The 23,023-nt window shown below is 62.8% G+C and carries 23 protein-coding genes, 1 pseudogene and 1 riboswitch; of the genes and pseudogenes, 13 read left to right on the top strand and 11 right to left on the bottom strand.

Annotation, left to right across the window (positions count from 1 at the left end):
• Positions 1 to 2: 2 nt before the first annotated feature.
• The 5 genes from HJ536_RS02370 (at position 3) to dxs (ending at position 4,395) form a co-directional block, all read left to right on the top strand.
• Positions 3 to 515, top strand: a complete 513-nt coding sequence (locus HJ536_RS02370) for a MarR family winged helix-turn-helix transcriptional regulator (protein ID WP_176852617.1) — start codon at positions 3 to 5, stop codon at positions 513 to 515.
• The gene (locus tag HJ536_RS02365) at positions 512 to 1,213 is read left to right on the top strand and encodes a response regulator (protein ID WP_176852618.1); all 702 of its coding nucleotides are present in this window, start codon (positions 512 to 514) and stop codon (positions 1,211 to 1,213) included. The genes HJ536_RS02370 and HJ536_RS02365 overlap by 4 nt, the downstream gene beginning before the upstream one ends.
• 103 nt (positions 1,214 to 1,316) lie before the next feature.
• Positions 1,317 to 1,562, top strand: a complete 246-nt coding sequence (locus HJ536_RS02360) for an exodeoxyribonuclease VII small subunit (protein ID WP_176852619.1) — start codon at positions 1,317 to 1,319, stop codon at positions 1,560 to 1,562.
• Between the two features lie 6 nt (positions 1,563 to 1,568).
• Complete coding sequence (locus HJ536_RS02355; protein ID WP_177156526.1) at positions 1,569 to 2,444, top strand: polyprenyl synthetase family protein; 876 nt, start codon at positions 1,569 to 1,571, stop codon at positions 2,442 to 2,444.
• A gap of 25 nt (positions 2,445 to 2,469) precedes the next feature.
• A complete protein-coding gene (gene dxs / locus HJ536_RS02350; protein ID WP_177156525.1) occupies positions 2,470 to 4,395 on the top strand; it encodes a 1-deoxy-D-xylulose-5-phosphate synthase in 1,926 nt (641 codons plus the stop codon).
• Here dxs and HJ536_RS20815 read toward each other — a convergent pair.
• Both HJ536_RS20815 and HJ536_RS02345 read right to left on the bottom strand, forming a co-directional pair.
• Positions 4,392 to 4,739, bottom strand: coding sequence for a YybH family protein (locus HJ536_RS20815; RefSeq protein ID WP_228028629.1), 348 nt, complete (start codon positions 4,737 to 4,739; stop codon positions 4,392 to 4,394). The genes dxs and HJ536_RS20815 overlap by 4 nt on opposite strands.
• 24 nt (positions 4,740 to 4,763) lie before the next feature.
• A pseudogene (locus HJ536_RS02345) lies at positions 4,764 to 5,615 on the bottom strand (SDR family oxidoreductase); the annotation flags it as partial.
• Between the two features lie 133 nt (positions 5,616 to 5,748).
• Between HJ536_RS02345 and ade the strand changes: the two are divergent.
• From ade to HJ536_RS02325, 4 genes are all read left to right on the top strand, one after another.
• Positions 5,749 to 7,554: an adenine deaminase gene (gene ade, locus HJ536_RS02340; protein ID WP_177156523.1), complete on the top strand. Its 1,806-nt coding sequence runs from the start codon at positions 5,749 to 5,751 to the stop codon at positions 7,552 to 7,554.
• A 6-nt stretch (positions 7,555 to 7,560) separates the two neighbouring features.
• Positions 7,561 to 9,039 carry an AMP nucleosidase gene (locus HJ536_RS02335; RefSeq protein ID WP_177156522.1) on the top strand — a complete coding sequence of 493 codons (1,479 nt, stop codon included), beginning with the start codon at positions 7,561 to 7,563 and terminating at the stop codon, positions 9,037 to 9,039.
• A gap of 136 nt (positions 9,040 to 9,175) precedes the next feature.
• Positions 9,176 to 9,466: an HU family DNA-binding protein gene (locus HJ536_RS02330; RefSeq protein ID WP_176852625.1), complete on the top strand. Its 291-nt coding sequence runs from the start codon at positions 9,176 to 9,178 to the stop codon at positions 9,464 to 9,466.
• Positions 9,467 to 9,636: 170 nt separating this feature from the next.
• Entirely contained in the window at positions 9,637 to 10,530 is an 894-nt protein-coding gene (locus tag HJ536_RS02325) for a DMT family transporter (protein WP_177156521.1), read from the top strand.
• 64 nt (positions 10,531 to 10,594) lie between these two features.
• Here the strand turns inward: HJ536_RS02325 and aroC are convergent, their stop codons facing one another.
• On the bottom strand, positions 10,595 to 11,695 hold the full coding sequence (gene aroC / locus HJ536_RS02320) for a chorismate synthase (protein WP_177156520.1): 1,101 nt from the start codon (positions 11,693 to 11,695) through the stop codon (positions 10,595 to 10,597).
• 96 nt (positions 11,696 to 11,791) lie between these two features.
• Positions 11,792 to 11,896, top strand: a riboswitch (TPP riboswitch).
• Between the two features lie 45 nt (positions 11,897 to 11,941).
• Between aroC and HJ536_RS02315 the strand changes: the two genes are divergently transcribed.
• Genes HJ536_RS02315 through HJ536_RS02305 form a run of 3 tightly spaced genes read left to right on the top strand, consistent with a single transcriptional unit; the run spans position 11,942 to position 15,106 of the window.
• The gene (locus HJ536_RS02315; RefSeq protein ID WP_177156519.1) at positions 11,942 to 12,931 is read left to right on the top strand and encodes a thiamine ABC transporter substrate-binding protein; all 990 of its coding nucleotides are present in this window, start codon (positions 11,942 to 11,944) and stop codon (positions 12,929 to 12,931) included.
• Positions 12,907 to 14,430 (top strand): thiamine/thiamine pyrophosphate ABC transporter permease ThiP, encoded by a 1,524-nt coding sequence (locus HJ536_RS02310; RefSeq protein WP_177156518.1) that lies wholly within the window; start codon positions 12,907 to 12,909, stop codon positions 14,428 to 14,430. Before HJ536_RS02315 ends, HJ536_RS02310 begins: the two co-directional genes overlap by 25 nt.
• Positions 14,417 to 15,106 (top strand): thiamine ABC transporter ATP-binding protein, encoded by a 690-nt coding sequence (locus HJ536_RS02305; RefSeq protein WP_177156517.1) that lies wholly within the window; start codon positions 14,417 to 14,419, stop codon positions 15,104 to 15,106. The genes HJ536_RS02310 and HJ536_RS02305 overlap by 14 nt, the downstream gene beginning before the upstream one ends.
• On the opposite strand, the gene HJ536_RS02300 is transcribed toward HJ536_RS02305, so the two are convergent.
• A complete protein-coding gene (locus tag HJ536_RS02300) occupies positions 15,103 to 15,960 on the bottom strand; it encodes a DMT family transporter (RefSeq protein ID WP_177156516.1) in 858 nt (285 codons plus the stop codon). The two genes, HJ536_RS02305 and HJ536_RS02300, sit on opposite strands and share 4 nt — an antisense overlap.
• A 300-nt stretch (positions 15,961 to 16,260) precedes the next feature.
• Here HJ536_RS02300 and rpiB point away from each other — a divergent pair, with 300 nt between their 5' ends.
• Entirely contained in the window at positions 16,261 to 16,710 is a 450-nt protein-coding gene (gene rpiB / locus HJ536_RS02295) for a ribose 5-phosphate isomerase B (RefSeq protein ID WP_176852632.1), read from the top strand.
• A gap of 127 nt (positions 16,711 to 16,837) precedes the next feature.
• Here rpiB and HJ536_RS02290 read toward each other — a convergent pair whose 3' ends face one another.
• The 7 genes from HJ536_RS02290 to dapF form a co-directional block, all read right to left on the bottom strand.
• Positions 16,838 to 17,686 carry a cytochrome c1 gene (locus HJ536_RS02290; protein ID WP_177156515.1) on the bottom strand — a complete coding sequence of 283 codons (849 nt, stop codon included), beginning with the start codon at positions 17,684 to 17,686 and terminating at the stop codon, positions 16,838 to 16,840.
• Between the two features lie 14 nt (positions 17,687 to 17,700).
• Positions 17,701 to 19,029: a cytochrome b gene (locus HJ536_RS02285; RefSeq protein ID WP_176852634.1), complete on the bottom strand. Its 1,329-nt coding sequence runs from the start codon at positions 19,027 to 19,029 to the stop codon at positions 17,701 to 17,703.
• 18 nt (positions 19,030 to 19,047) lie between these two features.
• Positions 19,048 to 19,611 carry a ubiquinol-cytochrome c reductase iron-sulfur subunit gene (gene petA, locus HJ536_RS02280; protein ID WP_176852635.1) on the bottom strand — a complete coding sequence of 188 codons (564 nt, stop codon included), beginning with the start codon at positions 19,609 to 19,611 and terminating at the stop codon, positions 19,048 to 19,050.
• A gap of 269 nt (positions 19,612 to 19,880) precedes the next feature.
• The gene (locus HJ536_RS02275; RefSeq protein WP_176852636.1) at positions 19,881 to 20,480 is read right to left on the bottom strand and encodes a glutathione S-transferase; all 600 of its coding nucleotides are present in this window, start codon (positions 20,478 to 20,480) and stop codon (positions 19,881 to 19,883) included.
• On the bottom strand, positions 20,477 to 20,761 hold the full coding sequence (locus tag HJ536_RS02270; protein WP_177156514.1) for a hypothetical protein: 285 nt from the start codon (positions 20,759 to 20,761) through the stop codon (positions 20,477 to 20,479). Before HJ536_RS02270 ends, HJ536_RS02275 begins: the two co-directional genes overlap by 4 nt.
• Before the next feature lie 101 nt (positions 20,762 to 20,862).
• Entirely contained in the window at positions 20,863 to 22,125 is a 1,263-nt protein-coding gene (mtaB, locus tag HJ536_RS02265; protein ID WP_177156513.1) for a tRNA (N(6)-L-threonylcarbamoyladenosine(37)-C(2))-methylthiotransferase MtaB, read from the bottom strand.
• The gene (gene dapF, locus HJ536_RS02260) at positions 22,118 to 22,960 is read right to left on the bottom strand and encodes a diaminopimelate epimerase (RefSeq protein WP_177156512.1); all 843 of its coding nucleotides are present in this window, start codon (positions 22,958 to 22,960) and stop codon (positions 22,118 to 22,120) included. Before dapF ends, mtaB begins: the two co-directional genes overlap by 8 nt.
• Positions 22,961 to 23,023: the final 63 nt, after the last annotated feature.

Below are 23,023 nucleotides of genomic sequence, written 5' to 3'. Positions count from 1 at the left end.
CGATGGAAGAGCGAGGACATCCCGGTTTACACAGTGGCGAAAGCCTTCTGTTCCTGACCGATGAACAACTGCGCAAGGGCATCGAGGCAATGTTCTTTGCTTATCGCGGGTTTACGGCAGACCCCGACCGGATTTTGGGCGGGATGGAGTATGGACGGGCACACCACCGTGCCATCCACTTTATTAACCGTAGCCCCGGGACCACTGTTAACAATCTGTTGAACACCCTCGGCGTGACCAAGCAATCGCTGAACCGCGTGCTGCGGACATTGATCGCGGACGGTCTGGTTGAGTCGCGTGTCGGCGAGAAGGACAAGCGCGAACGCCACCTGTTCCTGACCCCCGAGGGCGAGGCGCTGGAGCAACGTTTGTCCGATGCGCAGCGTGCGCGCATGCGCGCAGCGTACCGTGCGGCGGGTCCCGAAGCAGTGGCTGGCTTTCGCACCGTACTAGAGGCTATGATGGATCCCGACATGCGACGCCAATACCTGTCGCTGCGGGAGGAGAATACATGAGCGAACCAGCGCCCCACATCCTGATTGTCGATGATGACGAGCGTATTCGTGGTTTGCTACAGAAGTTTCTGGCCCGGAACGGGTTTCTGGTGACCACCGCCCGCGACGCCGCCCATGCGCGTCGCATTCTGGCCGGTCTGGATTTCGACCTGATCGTAATGGACGTGATGATGCCCGGCGAAGACGGCGTCAGCTTTACCCGTTCGCTGCGCGACACCCGCATGACGCCGATCCTGCTGCTGACCGCCAAGGGCGAGACCGAGGACCGGATCGCGGGCCTTGAGGCGGGCGCTGATGACTACTTGCCCAAACCGTTCGAGCCCAAAGAGCTGCTCTTGCGCATGAACGCCATTCTGCGCCGGATGCCCGAGCCTGTGGAAACCGATGCCGCGCCCAAGCTGCTGCAACTGGGGCCCATCCGCTATGACATCGACCGCGGCGAAATGTGGCAGGGCGATGCCCCCATCCGCCTGACCGCGACCGAAGCGCAGCTGATGCGCATCTTTGCCGCCCAACCCGGCGAGGCATTGACCCGCACCAAGCTGGTCGAGGAATTGGGCCGCGACAAAGGCCAAGCGCAGGAACGCGCCGTGGACGTCCAGATCACCCGCCTGCGCCGCAAGCTGGAAGAAGACCCCAAGCAGCCGCGCTATTTGCAGACCGTGCGGGGCGCCGGATACATGCTTGCGCCGGATTAACTCTGGACAGGGCGTGGGACTCGACCCATTTCAGGGAATATGATTTTACATAGGCTGTCGCAGATTGCGGCAGTCTGAACGGAATATTTGCAGGGGCCTCCCGATGACGAACGACACTCCGGTAAGCGAACTCAGCTTCGAAGCAGCCATGACCGAACTCGAAAAGGTCGTGGGCCAGCTGGAAAACGGTCAGGTTCCTTTGGAAGAGTCCATCGCCCTGTACCAGCGCGGCGCCGAGCTGAAAAAGCATTGCGAAGCCAAGCTGAAAGCCGCCGAGGAAAAGGTCGCGCAAATCACTCTGGACGGCGAGGGCAACCCCGCAGGTCTGAAGCCTGTCGAAGGCCTCTGATCCCCCATGCAGCACTTTCTGGAAGGGCAGGCGCGGGCGAAATCCGCGATCCAGTCCGAATTTGACCGCATCTTTGCCGGTCTGGGAACCGAGCCTGTGCACCACGCGATGGCGCACGCTGTCCTGAATGGCGGCAAGCGTCTGCGCGGGTTTCTGGTGCTAGAGGGCGCGCGTCTCCACGATGTGGACCCCGCCCGTGCGATCCTACCCGCCTGCGCGATCGAGGCGCTGCACGCCTATTCGCTGGTCCATGACGATCTGCCCTGCATGGACGACGACGACCTGCGCCGTGGCCAGCCCACAGTTCACATCAAGTGGGACGAGGCGACCGCCGTTCTGGCCGGTGATGCCCTGCAAACGCTGGCGTTCGAGTTGTGTGCTGACCCTGCGGTGGGCTCTGGCGATGTGCGGGCCGATCTGTGCCTGACCTTGGCGCGGGCCTCTGGCGCGCAGGGGATGGTCTATGGGCAGGCGCTTGATATCGCCGCCGAGACCGCTGAAACCCCGCTGACGCTAGAGCAGATCACCAAGCTGCAAGATGGCAAAACCGGTGCCCTGATCCAGTGGTCGGCCGAGGCTGGCGCACGTCTGGCGCAGGCCGATGTGACTCCGCTGTCCACCTATGCCAAGGCGCTGGGGCTTGCCTTCCAGATCGCCGATGACATTCTGGATGAAACCGGAGACGAGGCCAAAGCCGGCAAGCGCCTGCAAAAGGACGCCGAGGCTGGCAAAGCCACATTCGTATCTTTGCTGGGTCTGGACGGGGCGCGAACCCGTGCCGCTGATCTGGTGACACAGGCCTGCGACGCTCTATCTCCCTATGGAAATGGGGCCGAGAGCTTGCGGGAAGCCGCCCGTTTCGTTATCTCGCGCGAAAGCTGAAACGCCCCCAAGGAGGCGCCGCCACATGTCGAACCGTCCCGAGACCCCGTTGCTGGATCAGGTCCACACCCCTGCGGATATGCAGGGCCTTTCCGATGCGCAGCTCAAACAGCTGGCGCGCGAAGTGCGGGCCGAGACCATCAGCGCCGTGTCCGAGACCGGTGGCCACCTTGGCGCGGGCCTTGGTGTGGTGGAACTGACTGTCGCTTTGCACGCGGTCTTTGACGCGCCCAAGGACAAGATCATCTGGGACGTGAGCCACCAGTGCTATCCCCACAAGATCCTGACCGGCCGCCGCGACCGCATCCGCACCTTGCGCCAAAAGGACGGCCTGTCCGGCTTCACCAAACGCAGCGAAAGCCCCTATGACCCGTTCGGCGCGGCGCATTCCAGCACCTCGATCAGCGCGGCGCTGGGGTTCAGCGTGGCCCGTGATCTGGGGGGCTCTTGTGACGAAGGGCTGGGGGACGCGGTTGCCGTGATTGGCGACGGCTCGATGAGCGCGGGCATGGCCTATGAGGCGATGAACAACGCCGGTCACCTGAAAAAGCGCCTGTTCGTCATTCTGAACGACAACGAGATGTCGATCGCCCCGCCGGTTGGCGCGCTGTCGTCCTATTTGTCCAAGCTCTATGCCGAGCGCCCCCTGCATGACCTCAAAGAGGTGGCGAAGGGCGCGGTCAGTTTCTTGCCCGAACCCTTCCGCGAGGGGGCCAAGCGCGCCAAGGACATGCTGAAGGGCATGGCCACCGGCGGCACCTTGTTCGAGGCGTTGGGTTTCAACTACATCGGCCCGATTGACGGGCACGACATGGACCAACTGCTGCCTGTCCTGCGCACGCTCAAAGAGCGCGCGACCGGCCCCGTGCTGATCCACGTGCTGACCCAGAAGGGCAAAGGCTACGCCCCCGCCGAGGCGGCCGCCGACAAGGGCCACGGTGTGAACAAGTTCGACGTGATCACCGGAAAACAGCATAAGGCGCCCTCGAACGCCCCCAGCTATACTGGCGTGTTCTCGAAGGCGCTGCTGGACGAGGCGGCCCGCGATACCAAGGTGTGCGCCGTGACCGCCGCGATGCCCGATGGCACCGGCCTGAAGCAGTTTCAGGACCGTTACCCCAGCCGCTGCTTCGACGTAGGTATCGCCGAACAGCACGCGGTGACCTTTGCCGCCGGTCTGGCGGCAGGCGGCCTGCGTCCGTTCTGCGCGCTTTATTCGACGTTCTTGCAGCGCGGTTACGACCAAGTGGTGCATGACGTGGCGATCCAGCGCCTGCCCGTGCGTTTCGCCATCGACCGCGCCGGTTTGGTGGGGGCCGATGGCTCTACCCATGCGGGCGCATTCGATACCGCGTTTCTGGCCAACCTGCCCGATTTCGTCGTCATGGCGGCGGCGGACGAGGCGGAACTGGTCCACATGGTTGCCACCGCGACCGCCTATGATCAGGGCCCGATCAGCTTCCGCTATCCCCGTGGCGAGGGCACCGGCGTCGAGATGCCCGAACGCGGCATTCCCTTGGAAATCGGCAAAGGCCGCATGATCAAAGAGGGCAAGGGCGTTGCGATCCTGTCCTTTGGCACCCGTCTGCAAGAAGTCCTGCAGGCCTGCGAGGCGCTCGAGGCGCGGGGGATCACCCCCACCGTGGCCGACGCCCGTTTCGCCAAGCCGCTGGACCGCGACCTGATCCTGAAGCTGGTGGAAACCCATGACGCGATGATCACCGTCGAAGAAGGGTCCATCGGCGGCTTCGCCAGCCACGTCTCGCATCTGTTGGCCGAGGAAGGCGTGTTCGACCGCGGCTTCAAGTTCCGCAGCATGGTTCTGCCGGACATCTTTATCGATCAGGCCAGCCCCCGCGATATGTACGCAGTCGCCGGCCTGAACGCCGAGGATATCGAGGCCAAAGTGCTCGGCGTTATGGGCATCGAAGCACTGGGCAAGCGGGCCTAAGCTTCGTTCGGATCAATCGAGTGGTGGACGTGAAACGCCCGCCACGACCCTTTGTCCATCTTCAGACAGAACGTGCTACGCACGCCCGGTTTCGGGGCAGAGGCATAGCGCAGGGTTGCCGTCAGGGTGGCCGTTTCGCCGTGGAACCAGACTTGGGGTGCGTCGATCTCCAGTTGCTCGATCGTGCCGTTGTCAAAGAATGCCCGCACCGCGGCCAGATGGGCGGGCAGGTCATCGCTGTCGCAACCGGCGTGGTTGTCCCAGAACCTGACGTGATCCTCGGTATAGCAGTCCTGTAGCGCGGCGATGTCGCGGGCGTAAAAGGCGTTGTTGTAGCGTTCCAGAAAACTCAGGACAGAGCTGCGCGGATCCTCGACCGACAGGGATTTTTGGAGCCCCGCGCGATAGTCGGGATAGGCCAGTTCGACGCCGAGTTCCTCTTTGATGCGGGTGTTATCCACGCGCTTGCTCTCGGCGTAAAAGCTGCGGGCCATGGGGGTCATGTCCGCGTCCTCGAACGCGACGGCGGGGGGCAGGGGCATCCCCAGCAGCTCGGCGGCATAGGCGATCACGTCCTGCGGCGGGGCGGGATCGTTGTCGCAGACGTTGTAGGCGCGGCCGGGGTTGGGCTGCGCGATCGAGGCCGCCAGAACCTGCGCGATGTCGTCCACGTGGATGCGGCTGAACACCTGTCCCTTTTTGATGATGCGGCGGGCTTTGCCTGTGCGGACCTTCTCGAACGGGCCGCGGCCGGGGCCGTAGATGCCCGCCAGTCGGAAGATGTGCAGAGGCAACCCGCTGATGCTGCCCCATGCTTGCTCGGCGTTTTTGCGGGACATGCCGCGCGGAGTGGCGGGGACCAGCGGCGCGTCCTCGGTCACCCAGTCGCCATCGTGGTCGCCGTAAACACCGGTGGTGGACAGGTAGCCGACCCACTCAAGCTCGCTCGCCCGCGCTGCGATCACATCGCGGTACAGGGCCAGAACCGGATCGCCTGCGTCCTTGGGGCCGGCAGAAATCAGAATGTGGCTACACTCGGCCAATGCATCGCGCACCGCCGGATCGCCCCAGACCAAGGGGATAACCCCGCGGGCCTCTAGCTCGGCGGCTTTGTCGGCGGAACGGGTGGTGCCATAGATGCGCCAGCCCTGCGGGATCAGCACACGGTCAAGGGCTTGGGCCGAGTAGCCGTGCCCGAAGGAGAGCAGAGTCTTTTTCATGCCTCATGTTTGTGCGCCTGATTGCCGCTTTTCAAGACACCTGACGTAACCCTGTGATCTGGAACGGTGCATTCTGCCCGTAAACTGTGCAAAGCCCACTTGCGGCGCTAACAAAAACGGTCACACTTGAAACATGACACATACTGCTTTGAAATCCTGGGCCGATGTTGCGGCCAATCTGGTTGCCGTCGCTGCGGGGCGCGCGCCGGCCGATCTGGTTTTGAAAAATGGGCGGTGGGTGAATGTCCACACCCGCGAAGTTATTGAAAATACCGACATTGCGATCAAGGACGGGCGCTTTGCCTATTGCGGGCCGGACGCCAGCCATTGCATCGGCGAAGGTACCGAGGTCGTCGATGTGGCGGGGCGCTACATGATGCCTGGCCTGTGCGATGCGCATATGCACATTGAATCGGGGATGCTGACGCCTGCGGAATTTGCCCGCGCGGTGATCCCCCATGGCACGACGACCATGTTCACCGACCCGCACGAGATCGCGAATGTCTTGGGCCTCGATGGCGTGAAGATGATGCACGATGAGGCGCTGATGCAGCCCGTGAACACCTTTACCCAGATGCCAAGTTGCGCGCCCTCGGCCCCCGGTTTGGAGACGACTGGGCAGGAAATCACCCCCGAGGATGTGGTTGCCGCGATGTCTTGGCCCGGGATCATCGGGCTTGGGGAGATGATGAACTTCCCCGGGGTGATCAACGTCGACCCCAAGATGCTGGCCGAGATTGCTGCGACCCAGCGGGCGGGCAAGACGGTGGGCGGCCACTATGCCAGCCCCGATCGGGGGCCCGCGTTTCACGCCTATGCAGCGGGCGGCCCGGCGGATGACCACGAGGGCACCTGCGAAGAGGACGCCATTTCCCGCACCCGTCAGGGGATGCGCCACATGATGCGGCTTGGGTCCGCTTGGTACGATGTGGAGACGCAGATCACCGCGGTCACCGAAAAGGGGCTGGACCCGCGCAATTTCATCCTGTGCACGGATGACTGTAACGCAGGCACCTTGGTGAACGATGGTCATATGAACCGCGTGGTGCGCCATGCGATTGAATGCGGTTGCGACCCGCTGATCGCGATCCAGATGGCGACGATCAACACCGCCACCCACTTCGGGTTGGAGCGAGAGCTTGGGTCGATTGCCCCCGGTCGCCGCGCCGATGTGATCCTGACCTCGGACCTGAAAACCCTGCCGATCGAGCAGGTCTATGCCCGTGGTCAACTGATCGCCGAAGGGGGCGAATGTCTGGTCGATTGCCCGCATTTCGACTGGCCTGATACAGCGCGGAACACCGTGCATCTGGATCAGGACCGCGTGGCGGCGGATTTCGAGATCGCCGCGCCCGAAGGTAAGAACACCGTCACCGCCAAGGTCATTGGCGTCGTCGAAAACCAAGCCCCGACCAAGGCGCTGATCGCTGAACTGGCTGTCACCGATGGCTTGGTGCAGGGCGACCCCGCGCAGGACATCTGCCAGATCGCCTTGGTCGAACGGCACCGCGCGACCGGGGGCGTGACCAACGGCTTCGTCAGCGGCTTCGGCTATGACAAGCCGATGGCGATGGCCTCGACCGTGGCCCATGACAGCCACCACATGATCGTCGTCGGCACCGACCGCGAGATGATGGCGCTGGCCGCGAACCGCTTGGCCGGGGTCGGCGGCGGCGTGACCCTATTCGCTGATGGCGAGGAAAAGGCGCTGGTTGAACTGCCGATCGCGGGCCTTATGTCTGACGACAACGCCGCAACCGTGGCGGCCAAAGCAACCGCCCTAGGGCACGCGATGCAGGCCTGCGGCTGCACCCTGAACAACGCGTTCATGCAGCATTCGCTGCTGGCGCTGGTCGTGATCCCCGCCCTGCGCATCAGCGACTTGGGGCTGGTGGATGTGACCACATTTGAAATCACGGACCTGTTTGAAGAAAGCTAACCATAAATGAACAAGCCCGAACTGCCGATCGAGACCCCCGAGAACCGGGGTCACCAATACTTCACCGATGCCAAAGCCGCCGTCGCCCGTCTGCAAGAGCTGTATGACGAGGCGACCGGCTATCTGCACGACCGCTTTCAGGAACTGATCGAAGGCGCCCCCCACCGCGCCCGTTTCCGCGCGTTCTACCCCGAGGTGCGCTTTGTCTCGACCTCTTATGCCAAGCTGGACAGCCGTCTCAGCTTTGGTCACGTGGTCGAGCCGGGCACCTATGCCACGACGATCACGCGCCCCGATCTGTTCGCGAACTATCTGGAGCAGCAAATCGGCCTGCTGATTGAAAACCACGATCAGCCGGTGTCGATTGGCCCGTCGGAAACGCCGATGCCGATCCACTTTGCCGTGCTGTCGGACGCCAATATCGTGATCCCCCATCAGGGCGCGGCCAACTTCCCCCTGCGGGATGTGTTCGACGTGCCGGACCTGAACATCACCCACGACGCCATCGTGAATGGCGAAGGCTTCACCTATCCCGACGGCGCGCGGCCGCTGGCCCCTTTTACCGCGCAGCGCGTGGACTATTCGCTGGCCCGTCTGGCGCATTACACTGCGACCGACCCCTCGCATTTCCAGAACCACGTTCTGTTCACAAACTACCAGTTCTATGTCGAGGAGTTCGAGGCCTACGCCCGCCAGATGCTAGCGAACAAGGCCAGCGGCTATACCGCGTTCGTCTCGACCGGAAATGTCGAGATCACCGATGGCGAAACCCCCATCGAGACGCCCAAGAAAATGCCCCAGATGCCGACCTATCACCTGAAAAAGGCGGACGGCAGCGGAATCACTTTGGTGAACATCGGGGTGGGTCCGTCGAACGCGAAAACCGCCACGGACCACATCGCGGTGCTGCGCCCCCATGCGTGGCTGATGGTTGGTCACTGCGCAGGGTTGCGCAACACGCAAGCCTTGGGCGACTTTGTTCTGGCCCACGCTTACCTGCGAGAGGACCACGTGCTGGACGCAGACTTGCCAGTTTGGGTGCCCATTCCCGCTCTGGCTGAAATCCAGATCGCACTGGAAGATGCAGTGGAAGAAGTGTCCGAGTTGGAAGGCTACGAACTGAAGCGCATCATGCGGACCGGCACAGTTGCCACCATCGACAATCGTAACTGGGAACTGCGCGACCAGTCCGGCCCTGTGCAGCGTTTGTCGCAGTCCCGCGCCATCGCGCTGGACATGGAAAGCGCCACGATTGCGGCCAACGGATTCCGGTTCCGCGTGCCCTATGGCACCTTGCTGTGCGTGTCCGACAAGCCGTTGCACGGAGAACTAAAACTACCCGGCATGGCGAGCGATTTTTATAAAACTCAGGTTGCACGTCACCTTCTGATTGGGATCAGGGCAATGGAAAGGCTCAGTGAGATGCCGCTCGAGCGTATCCATTCCCGCAAACTACGGTCATTCGAGGAAACAGCCTTTCTCTGAACTGTGGTAAATGCGCAAAAATCTGCAACATGGCCTTGAAAAAAAGGCCATTGAGATTGTCTTGTCCTGATATTTCGCGTTAGATGCCCCAACAGTTACCCGGCGATGATCGGGAATAAAATAACGGAGACCAGAAATGGCAACGAAGCCTATGACGAAAACCCAACTGGTTGCGGCTCTGGCCGAGGAGATGGGGGCAGAGAAGAAAGCGGCAGCGCAGGCACTGGACGCAGTGACCGCGATCATCACCCGCGAAGTTGCAGCCGGCGGTTCGGTAACCCTGCCTGGCGTTGGCAAGTTCTACTGCCGCGAGCGTCCCGAGCGTATGGTGCGTAACCCCGCGACCGGCGAACAGATCAAGAAAGAGTCGGACAAGGTGGTCAAGGTGACCGTCGCGAAGGCTCTGAAAGACAGCGTCAACGGCTGATCTTTTTGCGGATCTCCGCAAAGGTTCGAAGGGTCTCTGGTCTCAGAGGCCCTTTCTTTTTTGCACTTCAGCTATGTCACTGGTGCATGGCTGTCATGCCCCACGTTTCGCTGGATCAATAGCTGTCTGTCTGGCAGGCTCCGGCGAATTACCAACGGGTGGGGGACACTATGGATATTCGCGCGATGCTGGCCGGTCTGGCCTTTGGCCTGATGTGGTCGTCGGCCTTTACCTCGGCGCGGATGATCGTCGCCGAAGCGCCCCCGCTGACGGCCCTGTCCCTGCGGTTTCTGGTGTCCGGCGTGGTCGGGATCGGCATCGCGTGGGCCCTTGGGCAACGTCCCCGCCTTAGCGCAGCCCAATGGCGCGCGACCGTGATCTTCGGCCTCTGCCAGAACGCGCTTTATCTGGGGCTGAACTTCATCGCTATGCAAACGGTCGAGGCTTCGCTCGCCTCTATCGTCGCCTCCACCATGCCGCTCTGGGTGGCGCTGGTGGGCGTTGCGTTCTTTGGCCAGTCGGTGCGCCCTGCTGGGTGGCTTGGTCTTGGGGCTGGCATCGCAGGTGTGGCGCTGATCATGGGCACGCGGGTTCAGGCGGGCGCGGATGCGTGGGGCCTCTTGCTCTGCGGCCTTGGTGTGGCGTCACTCTCTGCGGCAACCCTGTCGGTGCGCGTGGCCTCAGCTGGCGGCAACCGACTGATGGTCGTGGGCCTGCAAATGCTGGTGGGCTCTGCCGCCCTGTTCCCCTTTGCCGCAATCTATGAGCTGCCGACGCTGGACGTCACCCTGACCCCGCGCCTGACGCTGGCCTTCCTTTATACCACGCTGATCCCCGGCCTTCTGGCGACCCTCGTGTGGTTCTGGCTGGTCGAGCGGATTGGAGCCGTCCGCGCCGCCACCTTCCACTTCCTGAATCCCTTCTTTGGCGTCGCCATCGCGGCCCTTCTGCTGGGTGAACAGATCGGCACCCTCGACATTGTCGGCGTTGCGATCATCGCGGCAGGCATCCTTGCCGTCCAGCTCTCCAAAGAAGCTCCGCAAACAGAAAAGCGCCCCGCATAACAGCCGGGCGCCCTCACTTCATCTTGGCTAAAATACCCCGGGGTCCGGGGCAGCGCCCCGGCGCTTAGCCGATTTTCCCTTGGTTCTCGCCAACGTGACCACGGTGCAGCAGCAGGTGGTCCAGGATCACGCACGCCATCATCGCTTCGCCCACGGGAACTGCACGGATACCAACGCAAGGATCATGACGGCCCTTGGTGATGATCTCCGCAGGCTCGCCCGCTTTGGTGATAGTTTTGCGGGTCGTCAGGATCGAAGAGGTCGGCTTCACCGCAAAGCGCACAACCACGTCCTGGCCGGTCGAAATCCCGCCCAAGATACCGCCCGCGTGGTTCGAGCTGTACTCCGGCCCGTTCGGCCCCATGTAAATCTCGTCCGCATTGGCGCTGCCGGTCAGACAGGCGGCGTTCATTCCTTCGCCGATCTCGACCGCTTTCACGGCATTGATGCTCATCATCGCGGCGGCCAGATCGGTGTCCAGTTTGCCATAGATCGGCGCACCCAGACCGGCGGGGACGCCGCGCGCCACAACCTCGATGATCGCGCCGACGCTCTCGCCCGACTTGCGCAGACCGTCCAGATACTCGGCCCACTCGTCCGCCGCCACAGCGTCCGGGGTCCAGAAGGGGTTCTGGTCGATCTGGTCCCAATCGAACCGTGCACGGTCAATCGCATGGGGGCCCATCTGGGTCATGTAGCCTTTGATCTCGATCCCCGGCACCAGCTTGTCCAGTGCCGCGCGGGCCAAGCCGCCAGCCGCCACACGGGCCGCCGTCTCACGGGCAGATGAACGCCCGCCGCCGCGATAATCGCGGATGCCGTATTTCTGCCAGTAGGTGATGTCAGCGTGACCGGGGCGGAACTTTTCGACGATATCGCCATAGTCCTTGGAGCGCTGGTCGGTGTTGCGGATCATCAGCTGCACAGGGGTGCCGGTGGTCTTGCCTTCGAAGACACCCGACAGGATCTCCACCTCGTCCGGCTCGCGGCGCTGGGTGGTGAACTTGTTCTGACCGGGTTTGCGCTTGTCCAGCCAGACCTGCAGCATCTCGGGCGTGATCTCGACGTTCGGCGGCACGCCGTCCACCGTTGCGCCCAAGGCAGGCCCGTGGCTCTCACCCCAAGTGGTGACGCGGAAGATGTGACCAAAGGTATTCAAGCTCATTGGGCTGGCTCCTGTTGCTTGGGGACGTTCGATAAAGGACGCCCGCGCCAGTGGCAAGCGCGGCCCTTGCATTACAGGGGGCTCCGTTCTAGGTGTTGGGGCACCTCGGGGTGGCCGGATGCGGCCTGAGATGCGCGGATGCGCGAACCCGTAGAACCTGAACCGGTTAGGACCGGCGGAGGGAAGGTTGGTTTTCTGGTTCACAGGTCCAAACCGTCTCCGCCCGTAACAGTAGGAGACGCCCTCATGAACAAGGCGCTTGTATTTGCAACGGGTCTGATCGCAGCCGCCTCGGCAGCCGCCGAGGACAAGCCTGTGCTGACGATCTATGCCCCCGACTATTTCACCAGCGAATGGGGCCCCGGTCCCAGCATCGAACAGGGCTTCGAGGCGATCTGCGCCTGTGACGTCCAGTATCAGGCCGGCGACGTGCTGCCCCGCCTGCTGCTGGAGGGCGAGCGCAACCGCGCGGACGTGGTCATCGGTTTGAACACCGACGTCAGCAAGCAAGCCCGCGAGAGCGGCCTGTTCGCGCCCCACGGTCAGGACCTGTCCGGTCTGACCCTGCCGATCGAGTGGAACGACGACACGTTCTTCCCCTTCAACTGGGGCTACACCGCGTTCGTCTACAACAACGAGAAAATGGCGAACCCGCCCGCCTCGTTCGAGGACCTGCTGAACGCGCCTGACGATACCTACAAGATTGTCCTGCAGGACCCGCGCAGCTCGATCTCGGGTCTGGCGACCCTGCTGTGGGTCAAGGCGATCTACGGCGACAAGGCCCCTGAAGCATGGGCCAAACTGGCCCCCAAAGTGCTGACCGTGACCAAGGGCTGGTCCGAGTCCTATGGCCTGTTTACCGATGGCGAAGCGGACATGGTGATGAGCTACACCACCTCGCCTGCCTATCACATCATCGCCGAGGGTGACCTGACCAAGCAGGCAGCGATCTTCCCCGAGGGTCACTATTTCATGGCTGAACTGGTGGCGAAAACCGCGACCACCCAGCAGCCCGAGCTGGCGGATCAGTTCCTGGCTTATGTCCTGAGCGAGGATTTCCAGAAGATGATCCCGACCGCCAACTGGTCCTACCCGTCGGCGCTGCCGCGGGATCAGTGGCCCGATGGCTTCCGCGAACTGCCCATGCCCGACAAGGCGATCTTCTATTCCGAAGACGAAGCCGCTGCCCTGCGCGATGCCGCGCTCGAGGAATGGCTGACCGCCTTCGGGGGCTGATCCCCCTGATTGCCGCCGCGCTTGTGGGCGCGGCGGTTCTATTGCCTCTGGCCGCGGTCATCTGGCGGGCCGGAGGACTGTCCCCTTTGGATGGCCGGTCGTGGGATGCGGTCTGGTTCACCCTGTGGCAGGCCGCCCTGTCGGCGGTGCTGTCTGTCGGGCTGGCGGTGCCCGTGGCCCGGGCATTGGCGCGGCGCCGGTTTCGCGGTCGCTCGGCGCTGGTGGCTTTGCTGGGGGCTCCGTTCATTCTGCCGGTGATCGTGGCCATTCTGGGCCTGCTGGCGGTGTTCGGCCAAAAGGGATGGCTGTCTGACGTGATGGGGCTGTTCGGCCTGCCAGCGGTCAAGATTTACGGGCTGCACGGCGTTCTGCTTGCCCATGTGTTTTTCAACCTGCCCTTGGCGACGCGCTTGCTGCTGCAAGGCTGGCAGGACATTCCGGCCGAGCGGTTCCGTGTGGCCGCCACGCTGAACCTGCGCCCTTGGACGATGTTCCGGCTGATCGAATGGCCGATGCTGCGGAGGATTGCGCCGGGGGCGGCGATGGTGATTTTCGTGATCTGTCTGTCATCTTTCGCGGTGGCGCTGACCTTGGGCGGAGGGCCTAAGGCGACGACGGTGGAGCTGGCGATCTATCAGGCGTTCCGTTTCGATTTCGACATCGGCAAGGCCGCGCAGCTGGCCGTGGTGCAGCTGGTGCTGGCCGGAGGCGCGGCTTTGGCCGCCATGAAGCTGACCCTGCCCGAAGCGGGCTTTGGCGGGTTGGACAGAGTGGTGCCCCGCTGGGATGGCAGCCGCATTGTGGACGGTTTCTGGATTGCGCTGGTGGCTCTGTTCCTGCTGCTGCCTTTGGCGGCGATCGGTCTGCGCGGGGCAGGGGCCATCGCGACGTTGCCCGCGTCGGTCTGGTACGCGGCGCTATACTCGGTGGCGGTATCCTTGGGGGCCGTGGCGGTGACGTTGGTGCTGGCCCTGCCGCTGGCCCTGTCCCGTAGGAAGTGGATTGAACTGGTCGGCCTGATGGGCATCGCCAGTTCACCCTTGGTACTGGGGACTGGCCTTTATCTAATGATCAACCCGTTCATTGCGCCGTGGGATGTGGCCTTGCCCGTGACGGCGGCGGTGAATGCGGTGATGGCCTTGCCCTTTGCACTGCGTATCCTGCGCCCCGCCGCCGCACAGATCGAGGCAGAGCATGGCCGCCTGGCCGACAGTCTGGACCTGCACGGATGGGCGCGGCTGCGGTGGCTGATGTTGCCACGGTTGCGCAGGCCCTTGGGGTTTGCGGCGGGTTTGACGGGCGCTCTGGCGATGGGCGATCTGGGGGTGATCACCATGTTTGCCGACCCCGATACGGCGACCTTGCCCTTGCAGATGTACCGCTTGATGGGGGCCTACCGGATGGAGCAGGCGGCGGGGGCGGCGCTGCTGCTGCTGATCCTTAGCTTTGGACTGTTCTGGATTTTTGACCGCGGAGGGCGGATCAATGCTGACACTTGAGGGATTGGACATCGTTCAAGACGACTTCCGCTTGACCGCCGACTGGTCCGTGCCGACTGGCGCGCGGGTGGCGATCATCGGGCCGTCTGGCGGGGGGAAATCGACGCTGCTGTCCGCGATCTCGGGCTTCGCCGAGGCGCAGGGCAAGGTCCTGTGGAATGGCGCGCCCCTTGGCGACTTGGCCCCCGGCAAGCGCCCCATAGCGATGCTGTTTCAGGACCAGAACCTGTTTCCCCACCTGACCGCCGCGCAGAATGTCGGCCTCGCGCTGTCCCAAGGGCGCCTAACCAAGGCTCAAGGCCAGCGTGTCGGGCTGGCCCTGTCGCGTGTCGGGCTGGACGGGCTGGAGAACCGCAAACCCTCGCAGTTGTCAGGCGGCCAACAGAGCCGCGTGGCGCTGGCCCGCGTGCTGCTACAGGACCGCCCTTTGTGGCTGCTGGACGAACCCTTTGCCGCGCTGGGACCCGGGCTTCGGTCGGAAATGCTGGCGCTGGTCCAGCAGATCGCGGCCGAAGTCGGCGCCACCATTCTGATGGTCACCCATGACCCCGAGGACGCCCGCCGCTTTGCCGATCTGGTGGTCGTGGTGGATCAAGGGGTGGCCTTGGCCCCCAGAGACACCGAAGACCTGTTTGCGAACCCGGATCAGGCGCTGCGGGACTATCTGGGACACTAGGCGCTGGCCAGCAGGGTGATCCCGCCAAAGATCACTGCCGCCCACGTCAGACGCCAGCGCAGGTGCCCTTCGCCCAATATCAGGCTACCGGCCAGAACCGTCAGCAGGACGCTGAGTTCGCGGATCGGGGCCACATAGGTCACGGGCGCAATCCGCATCGCATAGAGCACCAGAATATAGGCCAAAGGGTTCAGCACCGCGATGGTGATCACGGCCAGCTTGTGGGTTTGCCAGTGCTGCCGGACCAGATCCTTGCGCTGGCGGGCGATGGGGGCCAGCAAGGCCGTGCGCCCGATGTTCGACGTGATCTCTAGCAGGACAGGGGGCACCGCCAGCGCCGCCACCGTGTAGGCGTCCCACGCGGTATAGCTGCCGATCAGCAGCCCTGCACCTAGGCCGAACCCCAATGAGGTGCCGGTGCGCGTCGCCCCGGCCTTGATCCCGCCGGTCAGCATGAAGACACCGAAGATGATAATCGCCGCGCCGCCGCCCATCTGCGGGGTGATGTGTTCCCCCAGCAGCAGCACAGCAAAGGCCGAGGACAGGATCGGCCCCGTGGCACGGGCGACGGGATAGACCAGTGACAGGTCCCCCTTGCGATAGCCGGTTTGCAGCAGCACCAGATAGGCCAGATGAAGCGCCGCGCTGCCGATCACAAAGGCCCAAGCCAGCAGGGTTAGGGCCGTGTGGGTGTCTAGCAGGACCCAGACAGCAACGGGGCCGTAGATCAGCACCGACAGGGCAGAAAACAGCCAGATCAGTTCGGGGCCGCCGTTGATCCGCTTGATGCAGAAATTCCAGCTGGCATGGCAGACCGCCGCAGCGATCACGAGACACAGGGATAGAGCAGACATAAAGACTCCTTGGGGTACAGACGTGCGTCATCACGCCCTGTCCACCCCCTCTGGTCTTTTAATCCTTGGGTGTCTGCCAACGGCTCATATCGGCGCTCGGACCAGCCTGCGAAAACCGCAGCGGAACCCTAGCCGCACATGGAAAGGCTGGAGGTAGCGTAGGATGGCGCGCACGGTGCGGCAAGGCAAATGCGGGTGCGCCGATGCGCCATTTGCCAAAATCGTCGGTTCCGCCTAAGGGTTTGAATGAAAGGCAGGCTGATGCCCGCCCCAACCCATTTTCTAGCGAAAGATCTGCCCATGACCGCCAAGAAACGCATCGTCCTGTCCAGCGACCACGCCGCGATCGAGCTGCGCCAGGCCATCGCCAAGCACATCACCGACCAAGGCTACGAGGCCGTCGACATCGGCCCGACCACTCCTGACAGCGTGCACTACCCCTCGATGGGGGAGGCGGCGGCGCAGAAGATTGCGTCGGGCGATTGCGATCTGGGCATCATCCTGTGCGGCACCGGTCAGGGCATCATGATGGCCGCGAACAAGGTCAAAGGCATCCGCTGCGGCGTCTGCAACGAGACCTTCTCGGCCAAGATGATCCGCGCGCACAACGACGCGCAAATCCTGTCGATGGGCGCCCGCGTGGTTGGTCTGGGTCTGGCGCTGGAAATCGTTGATGCCTTCCTGTCGACCGAGTTCGAAGGCGGCCGTCACGGTCTGCGCGTCGACATGATCAAGGCGATGGAAGACTGATCCATCCCCTCGGGAATGCCAAAAGGGCCGGTCGCAATGGACCGGCCTTTTTTGTTTGGCCTGCTCGCCCCAAAGAAAAGCCCCGCCAGATCGCTCTGACGGGGCTTTTTATGCGATGCGCGGACGATTAGTCGTCTTTGCGGCCGTATTTGACCGGCGCCCAAATGCGCTTGTTGGTCAGGTACAGCAGAACCGCCAGAACGGTCAGGAAGATCACGCCGGTCAGGCCAGCGGTCTTGCGCTGCATCATCTTGGGCTCGGCAGCCCACATCAGGAATGCAGCAACGTCCTGTACTTCGTGGTGCAGTTCGTTCGAGTGGCCGTCGTCAAACTCGACATCCTCGCCGGAGAGCGGGGGCGTCATGCCGATCCAGCTGCCGGGGACAGTGTGGTTGCCGTGCTCGTCCTTGCACTCCTCGGGGAAACCACCCGCTGCGAAAACAGCGTTGTAGTAACCCGGGAAGCCCTCGGGGGCGCACTCGGGGGTCTCGTGATAGCCAGACAGCAGCGACGCGATGTACTCGGGGCCGCCCATGCCTTTGACGATCTGGTTGATACCCAGACCGATGGGGCCGTGGAAGCCCGCGCGGCCTTTGGCCATCAGCGACAGGTCAGGCGCGCCAACGCCGGTGTTCGCCGGGAATTTGTCTGCGGGGGTCGCAGGACGGTCTTCGCCGGTGACAGCGTCGGTGACTTCGAAGTTCGCAGCATAGGCACGAACCTGGTCTTCGGGCAGGCCCGGACCGGTTTCGTCACCCAGCGAACGGAAGGGCAGATACTTCATACCGTGGCATGCCGAGCATACTTCGGTGAAGATCTTCAGACCGCGCTGCAGCTGGTTCTGGTCGTACGAGCCAAAGGGGCCTTCGAACGAGAACTGGAAGTCCTCGACGTGGGCAGTGGTGCCCGAGGCCTGTGCACCCCCGGCCATAAGGCCGAGAGTAGCGATCGCCGTAAGGGTCAGTTTCCGGATCATTGTGGTCACCTTTCTTACTCGGCAGGGGTGGCGTCAGCCGACTTGCCGTAATGCGCTTTGAAGTCTTCTTCGATGGTCGCAACGGGGGTTTCGGGCTTTTCGAAAATACCCAGCAGCGGCAGAACAACGAGGAAGTACGCGAACCAGTAGGTTGCACCAAGCAGCGAGATGTAGGGGTAGATGCCTTCGGCGGGCATCGAACCGGCCCACATCAGGACCATGAAGTCCACGCAGAGCAGGCGGAACCACCACTTGAAGGCGGGACGGTAGCGGCCCGAACGAACGCTCGAGGTATCCAGCCAGGGGGCCAGAGCCATCACAGCAATCGCGCCGAACATCGCCAGAACACCGAAGAACTTCGCGTCAACGATGCCGAAGGTCACAAAGCTGGCCAGCTGCACAACCCAGACCGATGCGTCGAACGCGCGGAGAATTGCGTAGAAGGGCAGGAAGTACCATTCGGGAACGATGTGCGACGGGGTCGCCAGCGGGTTCGCCTCGATGTAGTTGTCGGGGTGGCCAAGGTAGTTGGGCATGAAGCCGACAACTGCAAAGAACACGGCCAGAACAACTGCCAGAGCGAACAGGTCCTTGATCACGAAGTAGGGCCAGAAGGGCAGAGTGTCTTTTTCTGCTTCGGCTTTCGAGGTGCGGCGCACATCAACACCCGAGGGGTTGTTGTTGCCGGTGTGGTGGAACGCCCAAATGTGGACGACAACCAGACCCGCGATCAGGAAGGGCAGCAGGTAGTGCAGCGAGAAGAAGCGGTTCAGAGCGGGCTGACCAACAGCCGATGCACCCAGCAGCCAGGTCTGGATGTCCGGACCGATGAAGGGGATCGCGCCGAACAGACCGGTGATAACTGCGGTACCGTGGAACGACATCTGGCCCCAGGGCAGAACGTAGCCCATGAACGCGGTGCCCATCATCAGCAGGTAGATCAGCATGCCGACGATCCAGGTGATCTCGCGGGGTGCCTTGTACGAGCCGTAGAACAGGCCGCGGAAGATGTGCAGGTACACAGCGGTGAAGAACAGCGACGCGCCGTTCATGTGCAGGTAGCGGATAAAGTGGCCGCCGTTCACGTCACGCATGATGTGTTCGATCGAAGCGAACGCCAGGCTGACGTGGGGGGTGTAGTGCATTACCAGAACAACGCCGGTAACGATCTGCAGAGCCAGACAGAAAGTCAGGATGATGCCCCAGATCCACATCCAGTTCAGGTTCTTGGGGGTGGGGATCATCAGGGTGTCATACAGCAGGCCGATGATCGGCAGACGGCTGTTGACCGCTTTGGTGAAGCCGGACTTCGGCTCGTAATGGTCGTGTGGGATACCCGACATAGTTAAATCTCCTCTCCCTTAACCCAGCTTGATCGTGGCATCGTCCACGAACTCGGCAACGGGGATGTGCAGGTTCTGCGGCGCGGGTCCTTTGCGGATACGGCCAGCGGTGTCGTAGTGCGAACCGTGGCAGGGGCAGAACCAGCCGCCAAAGTCGCCAGCACCATCACCCAGAGGCACGCAGCCCAGGTGAGTACATACGCCCATCATCAGCAGCCATTCGCCGCTTTCGTCCATTGCGCGGTTGGCGTCGGTCGCCAGCGCATCCGCCGGGTCGTTTTCGTTACGCGCGTTGGTGTCGATCAGGTCGCTCATCTCGACGGCACGTGCCGCTTCGATCTCTGCTGCGGTACGACGGCGAATAAACACCGGCTTACCCTGCCACAGCACGGTCATCTGCGAGCCGACCTCGAGGGCGCTCACGTCCACACGGATCGACGACAGTGCTTTAACATCTGCCGAGGGGTTCATCTGGTTCACGAGGGGCCAGATCGCGGCACCTGCGGTCACGGCACCGGCGCCAGCAGTGGCGTAGTAGAGGAAATCTCTGCGGGTGCCTTCGTGGTCTTCTGCGTGGGACACGAGGTTTCTCCATTCTCTTGCCGACCGAACCCCGGAAAACGTTGGAGAAGCAGCCGAGCCGATACAGATTTGGGCCACGGAAAGCCCGTAGCCCTTGTCATCACGCGCTAATTAACGAGAGAGTGAGCATCCGTCCAGCGGACATTCGCGCACACCTGCCGCTTGTGTGGTCGCAAAACTGGTCCAATCTGCCTTAAATCAAGCGCACTGCGTCAGATGACCACATCAAGGCGGGTGTCAGCCCCGTAAAAACGGGGCTTTCGGGGGAATCAGTCGTGCGGTGCAGTTGCCTGCATTGCGGGGCGCTGCAGATATTTATCTGCCCACACGGCCAAGGCAGGGCGATCTGCCCGCCAGTTCCATGAGTCGAAACGAAAATCCAGATAACCCAAGGCCACACCGACCGCGATCTGGCCCGCATCATGGGGCCCGTTCAGGTGGCTCATCCAGCGTGATTCTAGCACGTCGAGGCCGTTGAAAATCTTGGTCTGCTGGCCAGTCACCCATGATTCCAGCGGCTCGGGGCGAAGGCGCTTTTCATAGAGCACCAAAACAGCCGCCTCCATGATCGCGTCGGCGCTGGCCTCCAGCGTCAGGACCTCCCAGATGCGGGCGTCGGGGTAGAGGTCGGTGCCAGCCCGCGCGTTCAGATAGCGCGAAATCACGCGGCTGTCGTAGATGGCGGGACCTTCTTCTCGCTGCAGGGCGGGGATCTTGCCCACCGGATTGACGGCCAGAATTGTGGGGTCAGAGCCCAGCGGATTGGCCTTAACGTCCACCTGCGTGGTGTGCTCCAGCAGGCCGGTTTCGTGCAGCATTACCCTGACTTTGCGCACAAAAGGCGAGGTCGGGGAGGTGAAAAGTGTCATTGCCATAGTTTGCGTACCTTTAGCCGTCCGATGAGGGTTCCGTCGATTTCGAACCCTTTGTTGGTGTTCCCGAACCGGACCACGCGGCGAAACCGGCCAGTCATATGCCGTTCGCCATTCGCGATATCTTCGCGAAAGGTCATGCCCTCGGGCAGGTGGTCCAAAGCATCTTCCAAAGGTTGGGAGCGAGTGGCTTCGGGCAGCCGCCGGGCCGCCGCATAGGCCGCCAAAGCGACCGCGCCGTAACGCAATAGAACCGTTGCTGCCAAAGGTAATGCCATCCCTGCTCCTCCTGCCGGAATTTCGGGCAGTCTAGCAGATGGTTTTTGAAACAGCCGATTCTTTTGGCGCAGACAGGCTCACATCTGCGCCAGCGCAGGGGTCAGGCCAGCAGCTTGTCCCCGTCGATGCCACGGATCATGGCGAGCACGATCTGGCTTTCGGGTTGGTCGGTGTCGAACAGGACTTCGGTGAACTGCTCGGTGCGGCCCATGCGCGGGTTTTCAAGCAGGATCGAGTGCTCACGGCCCATTTGGGCGGCCAGATGCAGCTGGACGCGGCGGTCCCCTGCGTCGCGCAGTCGCGCTGCCCGTTCCTTGATCGCTTTGCCGTTCACTTGGGGCATCCGCGCGGCGGGGGTGCCTTGGCGGGGCGAATAGGGGAACACGTGCAGCCACGTCAGCTGGCAGTCATCCACCAGTTTCAGCGAATTTTCAAAGTGCGCGTCGGATTCGGTGGGGAAGCCCGCGATGATATCCGCGCCAAAAGTCATCTCGGGGCGCAGTTTCAGCGCCTCCTCGGTGAAACGGATGGCATCGTCGCGCAGGTGGCGGCGCTTCATGCGCTTGAGAATCAGGTCGTCGCCGTGCTGCAGAGACAGATGCAGGTGGGGCATCAGGCGCGGTTCGGTCGCGATGGCTTGCATCAGGGCCTCGTCCACCTCGATGGAATCAATCGAAGAGATTCGGAGGCGCTGCAGGTCGGGCACCAGTTTCAGGATGCGCAGCACCAGATCCCCCAGTTTGGGGGTGGCGGGCAGGTCGGCGCCCCAACTGGTCAGGTCCACGCCGGTCAGAACGACTTCGTTATAGCCGCGATCCACCAGGCGCTTGATCTGGTCCACCACGACGCCCGCAGGGACGGACCGTGAATTGCCGCGGCCAAAGGGGATGATGCAGAAGGTGCAGCGGTGATCGCAGCCGTTCTGAACCTGCACATAGGCGCGGCTGCGGGTGCCGAAGCCGTCGATCAGGTGGCCAGCGGTTTCGGTGACGGACATGATGTCGTCCACCTGAACGCGCTCTGTCTCGCCGATGAAATTCGGGCCTTTGGCCAGCCCGTTCCACGTCTCGGCCTGCATCTTTTCGGTGTTGCCGATGATGTGGTCGACCTCTTCCATCTCGGCAAAGGTCTCGGGCTCGGTCTGCGCGGCGCAGCCGGTGACGATGATCTTGGCGTCGGGGTTCTCGCGGCGGATGCGGCGGATTTCCTGACGGGCCTTGCGGACGGCCTCGGCGGTGACGGCACAGGTGTTCACCACATGCGCGTTGGACAGGCCGGCCTGACGGCTCAGCTCTTCCATCGCGTGGGTTTCATAGGCGTTCAGACGACAGCCCAGAGTGGTGAACTTGGGCACATCAACCATTGTGCGCCTCAAGGAATTCACGGGTGAAGGTGCCGCTGAACACGTGGGCGGTCGGCCCTTCCATCCAGACGCCGTCTTCGCGCCAGTCGATGACCAGATCGCCGATATCCAGACTGATGCGGACCTTGCGGCCGGTGATGCCACGGCGGGCAGCGGCTACAGCGGTCGCACAGCTGGACGACCCGGACGCCATGGTGATGCCGGTGCCACGTTCCCACACCCGCATCCGCAGGTGGTCAGGGCCGATCAGGTGCGCGACCTGAACGTTGGTACGCTGGGGGAACAGGGGGTGATGCTCCATCGGGGGCCCAAAGGTGGCCAGATCGACTGCCTCGGCATCCGCAACAAAGAAGGTGCAGTGCGGGTTGCCCATGCCGGTGCCCACGGGATACCCGTCGATCGGCAGGTGCAGCGTGTCGATGTCCTGCGCGATCGGGATTTCGTTCCACGCCAGCAGGGGCGCGCCCATGTTCACGCGGGTCATGCCATTTCCGGCATCCTCGCAATGCAAGAGGCCGCGCTCGGTCTCCAGCACCAGACGGTCCACGCCGCGCACGTCCATCAGGTGGCGCGCGATGCAGCGGGTGGCGTTGCCGCAGGTCGCCGACAGCGATCCGTCCGCGTTGTAGAACACCAGACGCGCATCGGCGCGGTCCGATTCCGCGATCACGGTAAGCTGGTCAAAGCCGACGCCGGTATTGCGGTGGGCAATCGCACGCACGAGCGTTTCCGACAGCCCATCGGGGATGTCAGTGCCGTGGATCACAACGAAGTCGTTGCCTAGCCCGTGCATTTTCATGAAGGGCAGGCCGGAGGAAGCGGTCTGTGTCTGCATGAGCGGGCATATACGCCTGCCATGGGAATGAATCCAGCGGGTGACACAAAAAGTTTGTATTTC

Source organism: Donghicola mangrovi (assembly GCF_013377535.1).
Lineage (GTDB): Bacteria > Pseudomonadota > Alphaproteobacteria > Rhodobacterales > Rhodobacteraceae > Donghicola > Donghicola mangrovi.
Note: the sequence above shows the minus strand (reverse complement) of the source record. Positions and strands in the feature narration are given on the sequence as shown.

Bases quoted from the DNA above. Each gene is read 5' to 3' on its own strand.
- HJ536_RS02370 (WP_176852617.1), top strand. From the start codon at position 3: ATGGAAGAGCGAGGACATCCCGGTTTACACAGTGGCGAAAGCCTTCTG.
- HJ536_RS02365 (WP_176852618.1), top strand. From the start codon at position 512: ATGAGCGAACCAGCGCCCCACATCCTGATTGTCGATGATGACGAGCGT.
- HJ536_RS02360 (WP_176852619.1), top strand. From the start codon at position 1,317: ATGACGAACGACACTCCGGTAAGCGAACTCAGCTTCGAAGCAGCCATG.
- HJ536_RS02355 (WP_177156526.1), top strand. From the start codon at position 1,569: ATGCAGCACTTTCTGGAAGGGCAGGCGCGGGCGAAATCCGCGATCCAG.
- dxs (WP_177156525.1), top strand. From the start codon at position 2,470: ATGTCGAACCGTCCCGAGACCCCGTTGCTGGATCAGGTCCACACCCCT.
- ade (WP_177156523.1), top strand. From the start codon at position 5,749: ATGACACATACTGCTTTGAAATCCTGGGCCGATGTTGCGGCCAATCTG.
- HJ536_RS02335 (WP_177156522.1), top strand. From the start codon at position 7,561: ATGAACAAGCCCGAACTGCCGATCGAGACCCCCGAGAACCGGGGTCAC.
- HJ536_RS02330 (WP_176852625.1), top strand. From the start codon at position 9,176: ATGGCAACGAAGCCTATGACGAAAACCCAACTGGTTGCGGCTCTGGCC.
- HJ536_RS02325 (WP_177156521.1), top strand. From the start codon at position 9,637: ATGGATATTCGCGCGATGCTGGCCGGTCTGGCCTTTGGCCTGATGTGG.
- aroC (WP_177156520.1), bottom strand. From the start codon at position 11,695: ATGAGCTTGAATACCTTTGGTCACATCTTCCGCGTCACCACTTGGGGT.
- HJ536_RS02315 (WP_177156519.1), top strand. From the start codon at position 11,942: ATGAACAAGGCGCTTGTATTTGCAACGGGTCTGATCGCAGCCGCCTCG.
- HJ536_RS02310 (WP_177156518.1), top strand. From the start codon at position 12,907: ATGGCTGACCGCCTTCGGGGGCTGATCCCCCTGATTGCCGCCGCGCTT.
- HJ536_RS02305 (WP_177156517.1), top strand. From the start codon at position 14,417: ATGCTGACACTTGAGGGATTGGACATCGTTCAAGACGACTTCCGCTTG.
- HJ536_RS02300 (WP_177156516.1), bottom strand. From the start codon at position 15,960: ATGTCTGCTCTATCCCTGTGTCTCGTGATCGCTGCGGCGGTCTGCCAT.
- rpiB (WP_176852632.1), top strand. From the start codon at position 16,261: ATGACCGCCAAGAAACGCATCGTCCTGTCCAGCGACCACGCCGCGATC.
- HJ536_RS02290 (WP_177156515.1), bottom strand. From the start codon at position 17,686: ATGATCCGGAAACTGACCCTTACGGCGATCGCTACTCTCGGCCTTATG.
- HJ536_RS02285 (WP_176852634.1), bottom strand. From the start codon at position 19,029: ATGTCGGGTATCCCACACGACCATTACGAGCCGAAGTCCGGCTTCACC.
- HJ536_RS02275 (WP_176852636.1), bottom strand. From the start codon at position 20,480: ATGACACTTTTCACCTCCCCGACCTCGCCTTTTGTGCGCAAAGTCAGG.
- HJ536_RS02270 (WP_177156514.1), bottom strand. From the start codon at position 20,761: ATGGCATTACCTTTGGCAGCAACGGTTCTATTGCGTTACGGCGCGGTC.
- mtaB (WP_177156513.1), bottom strand. From the start codon at position 22,125: ATGGTTGATGTGCCCAAGTTCACCACTCTGGGCTGTCGTCTGAACGCC.
- dapF (WP_177156512.1), bottom strand. From the start codon at position 22,960: ATGCAGACACAGACCGCTTCCTCCGGCCTGCCCTTCATGAAAATGCAC.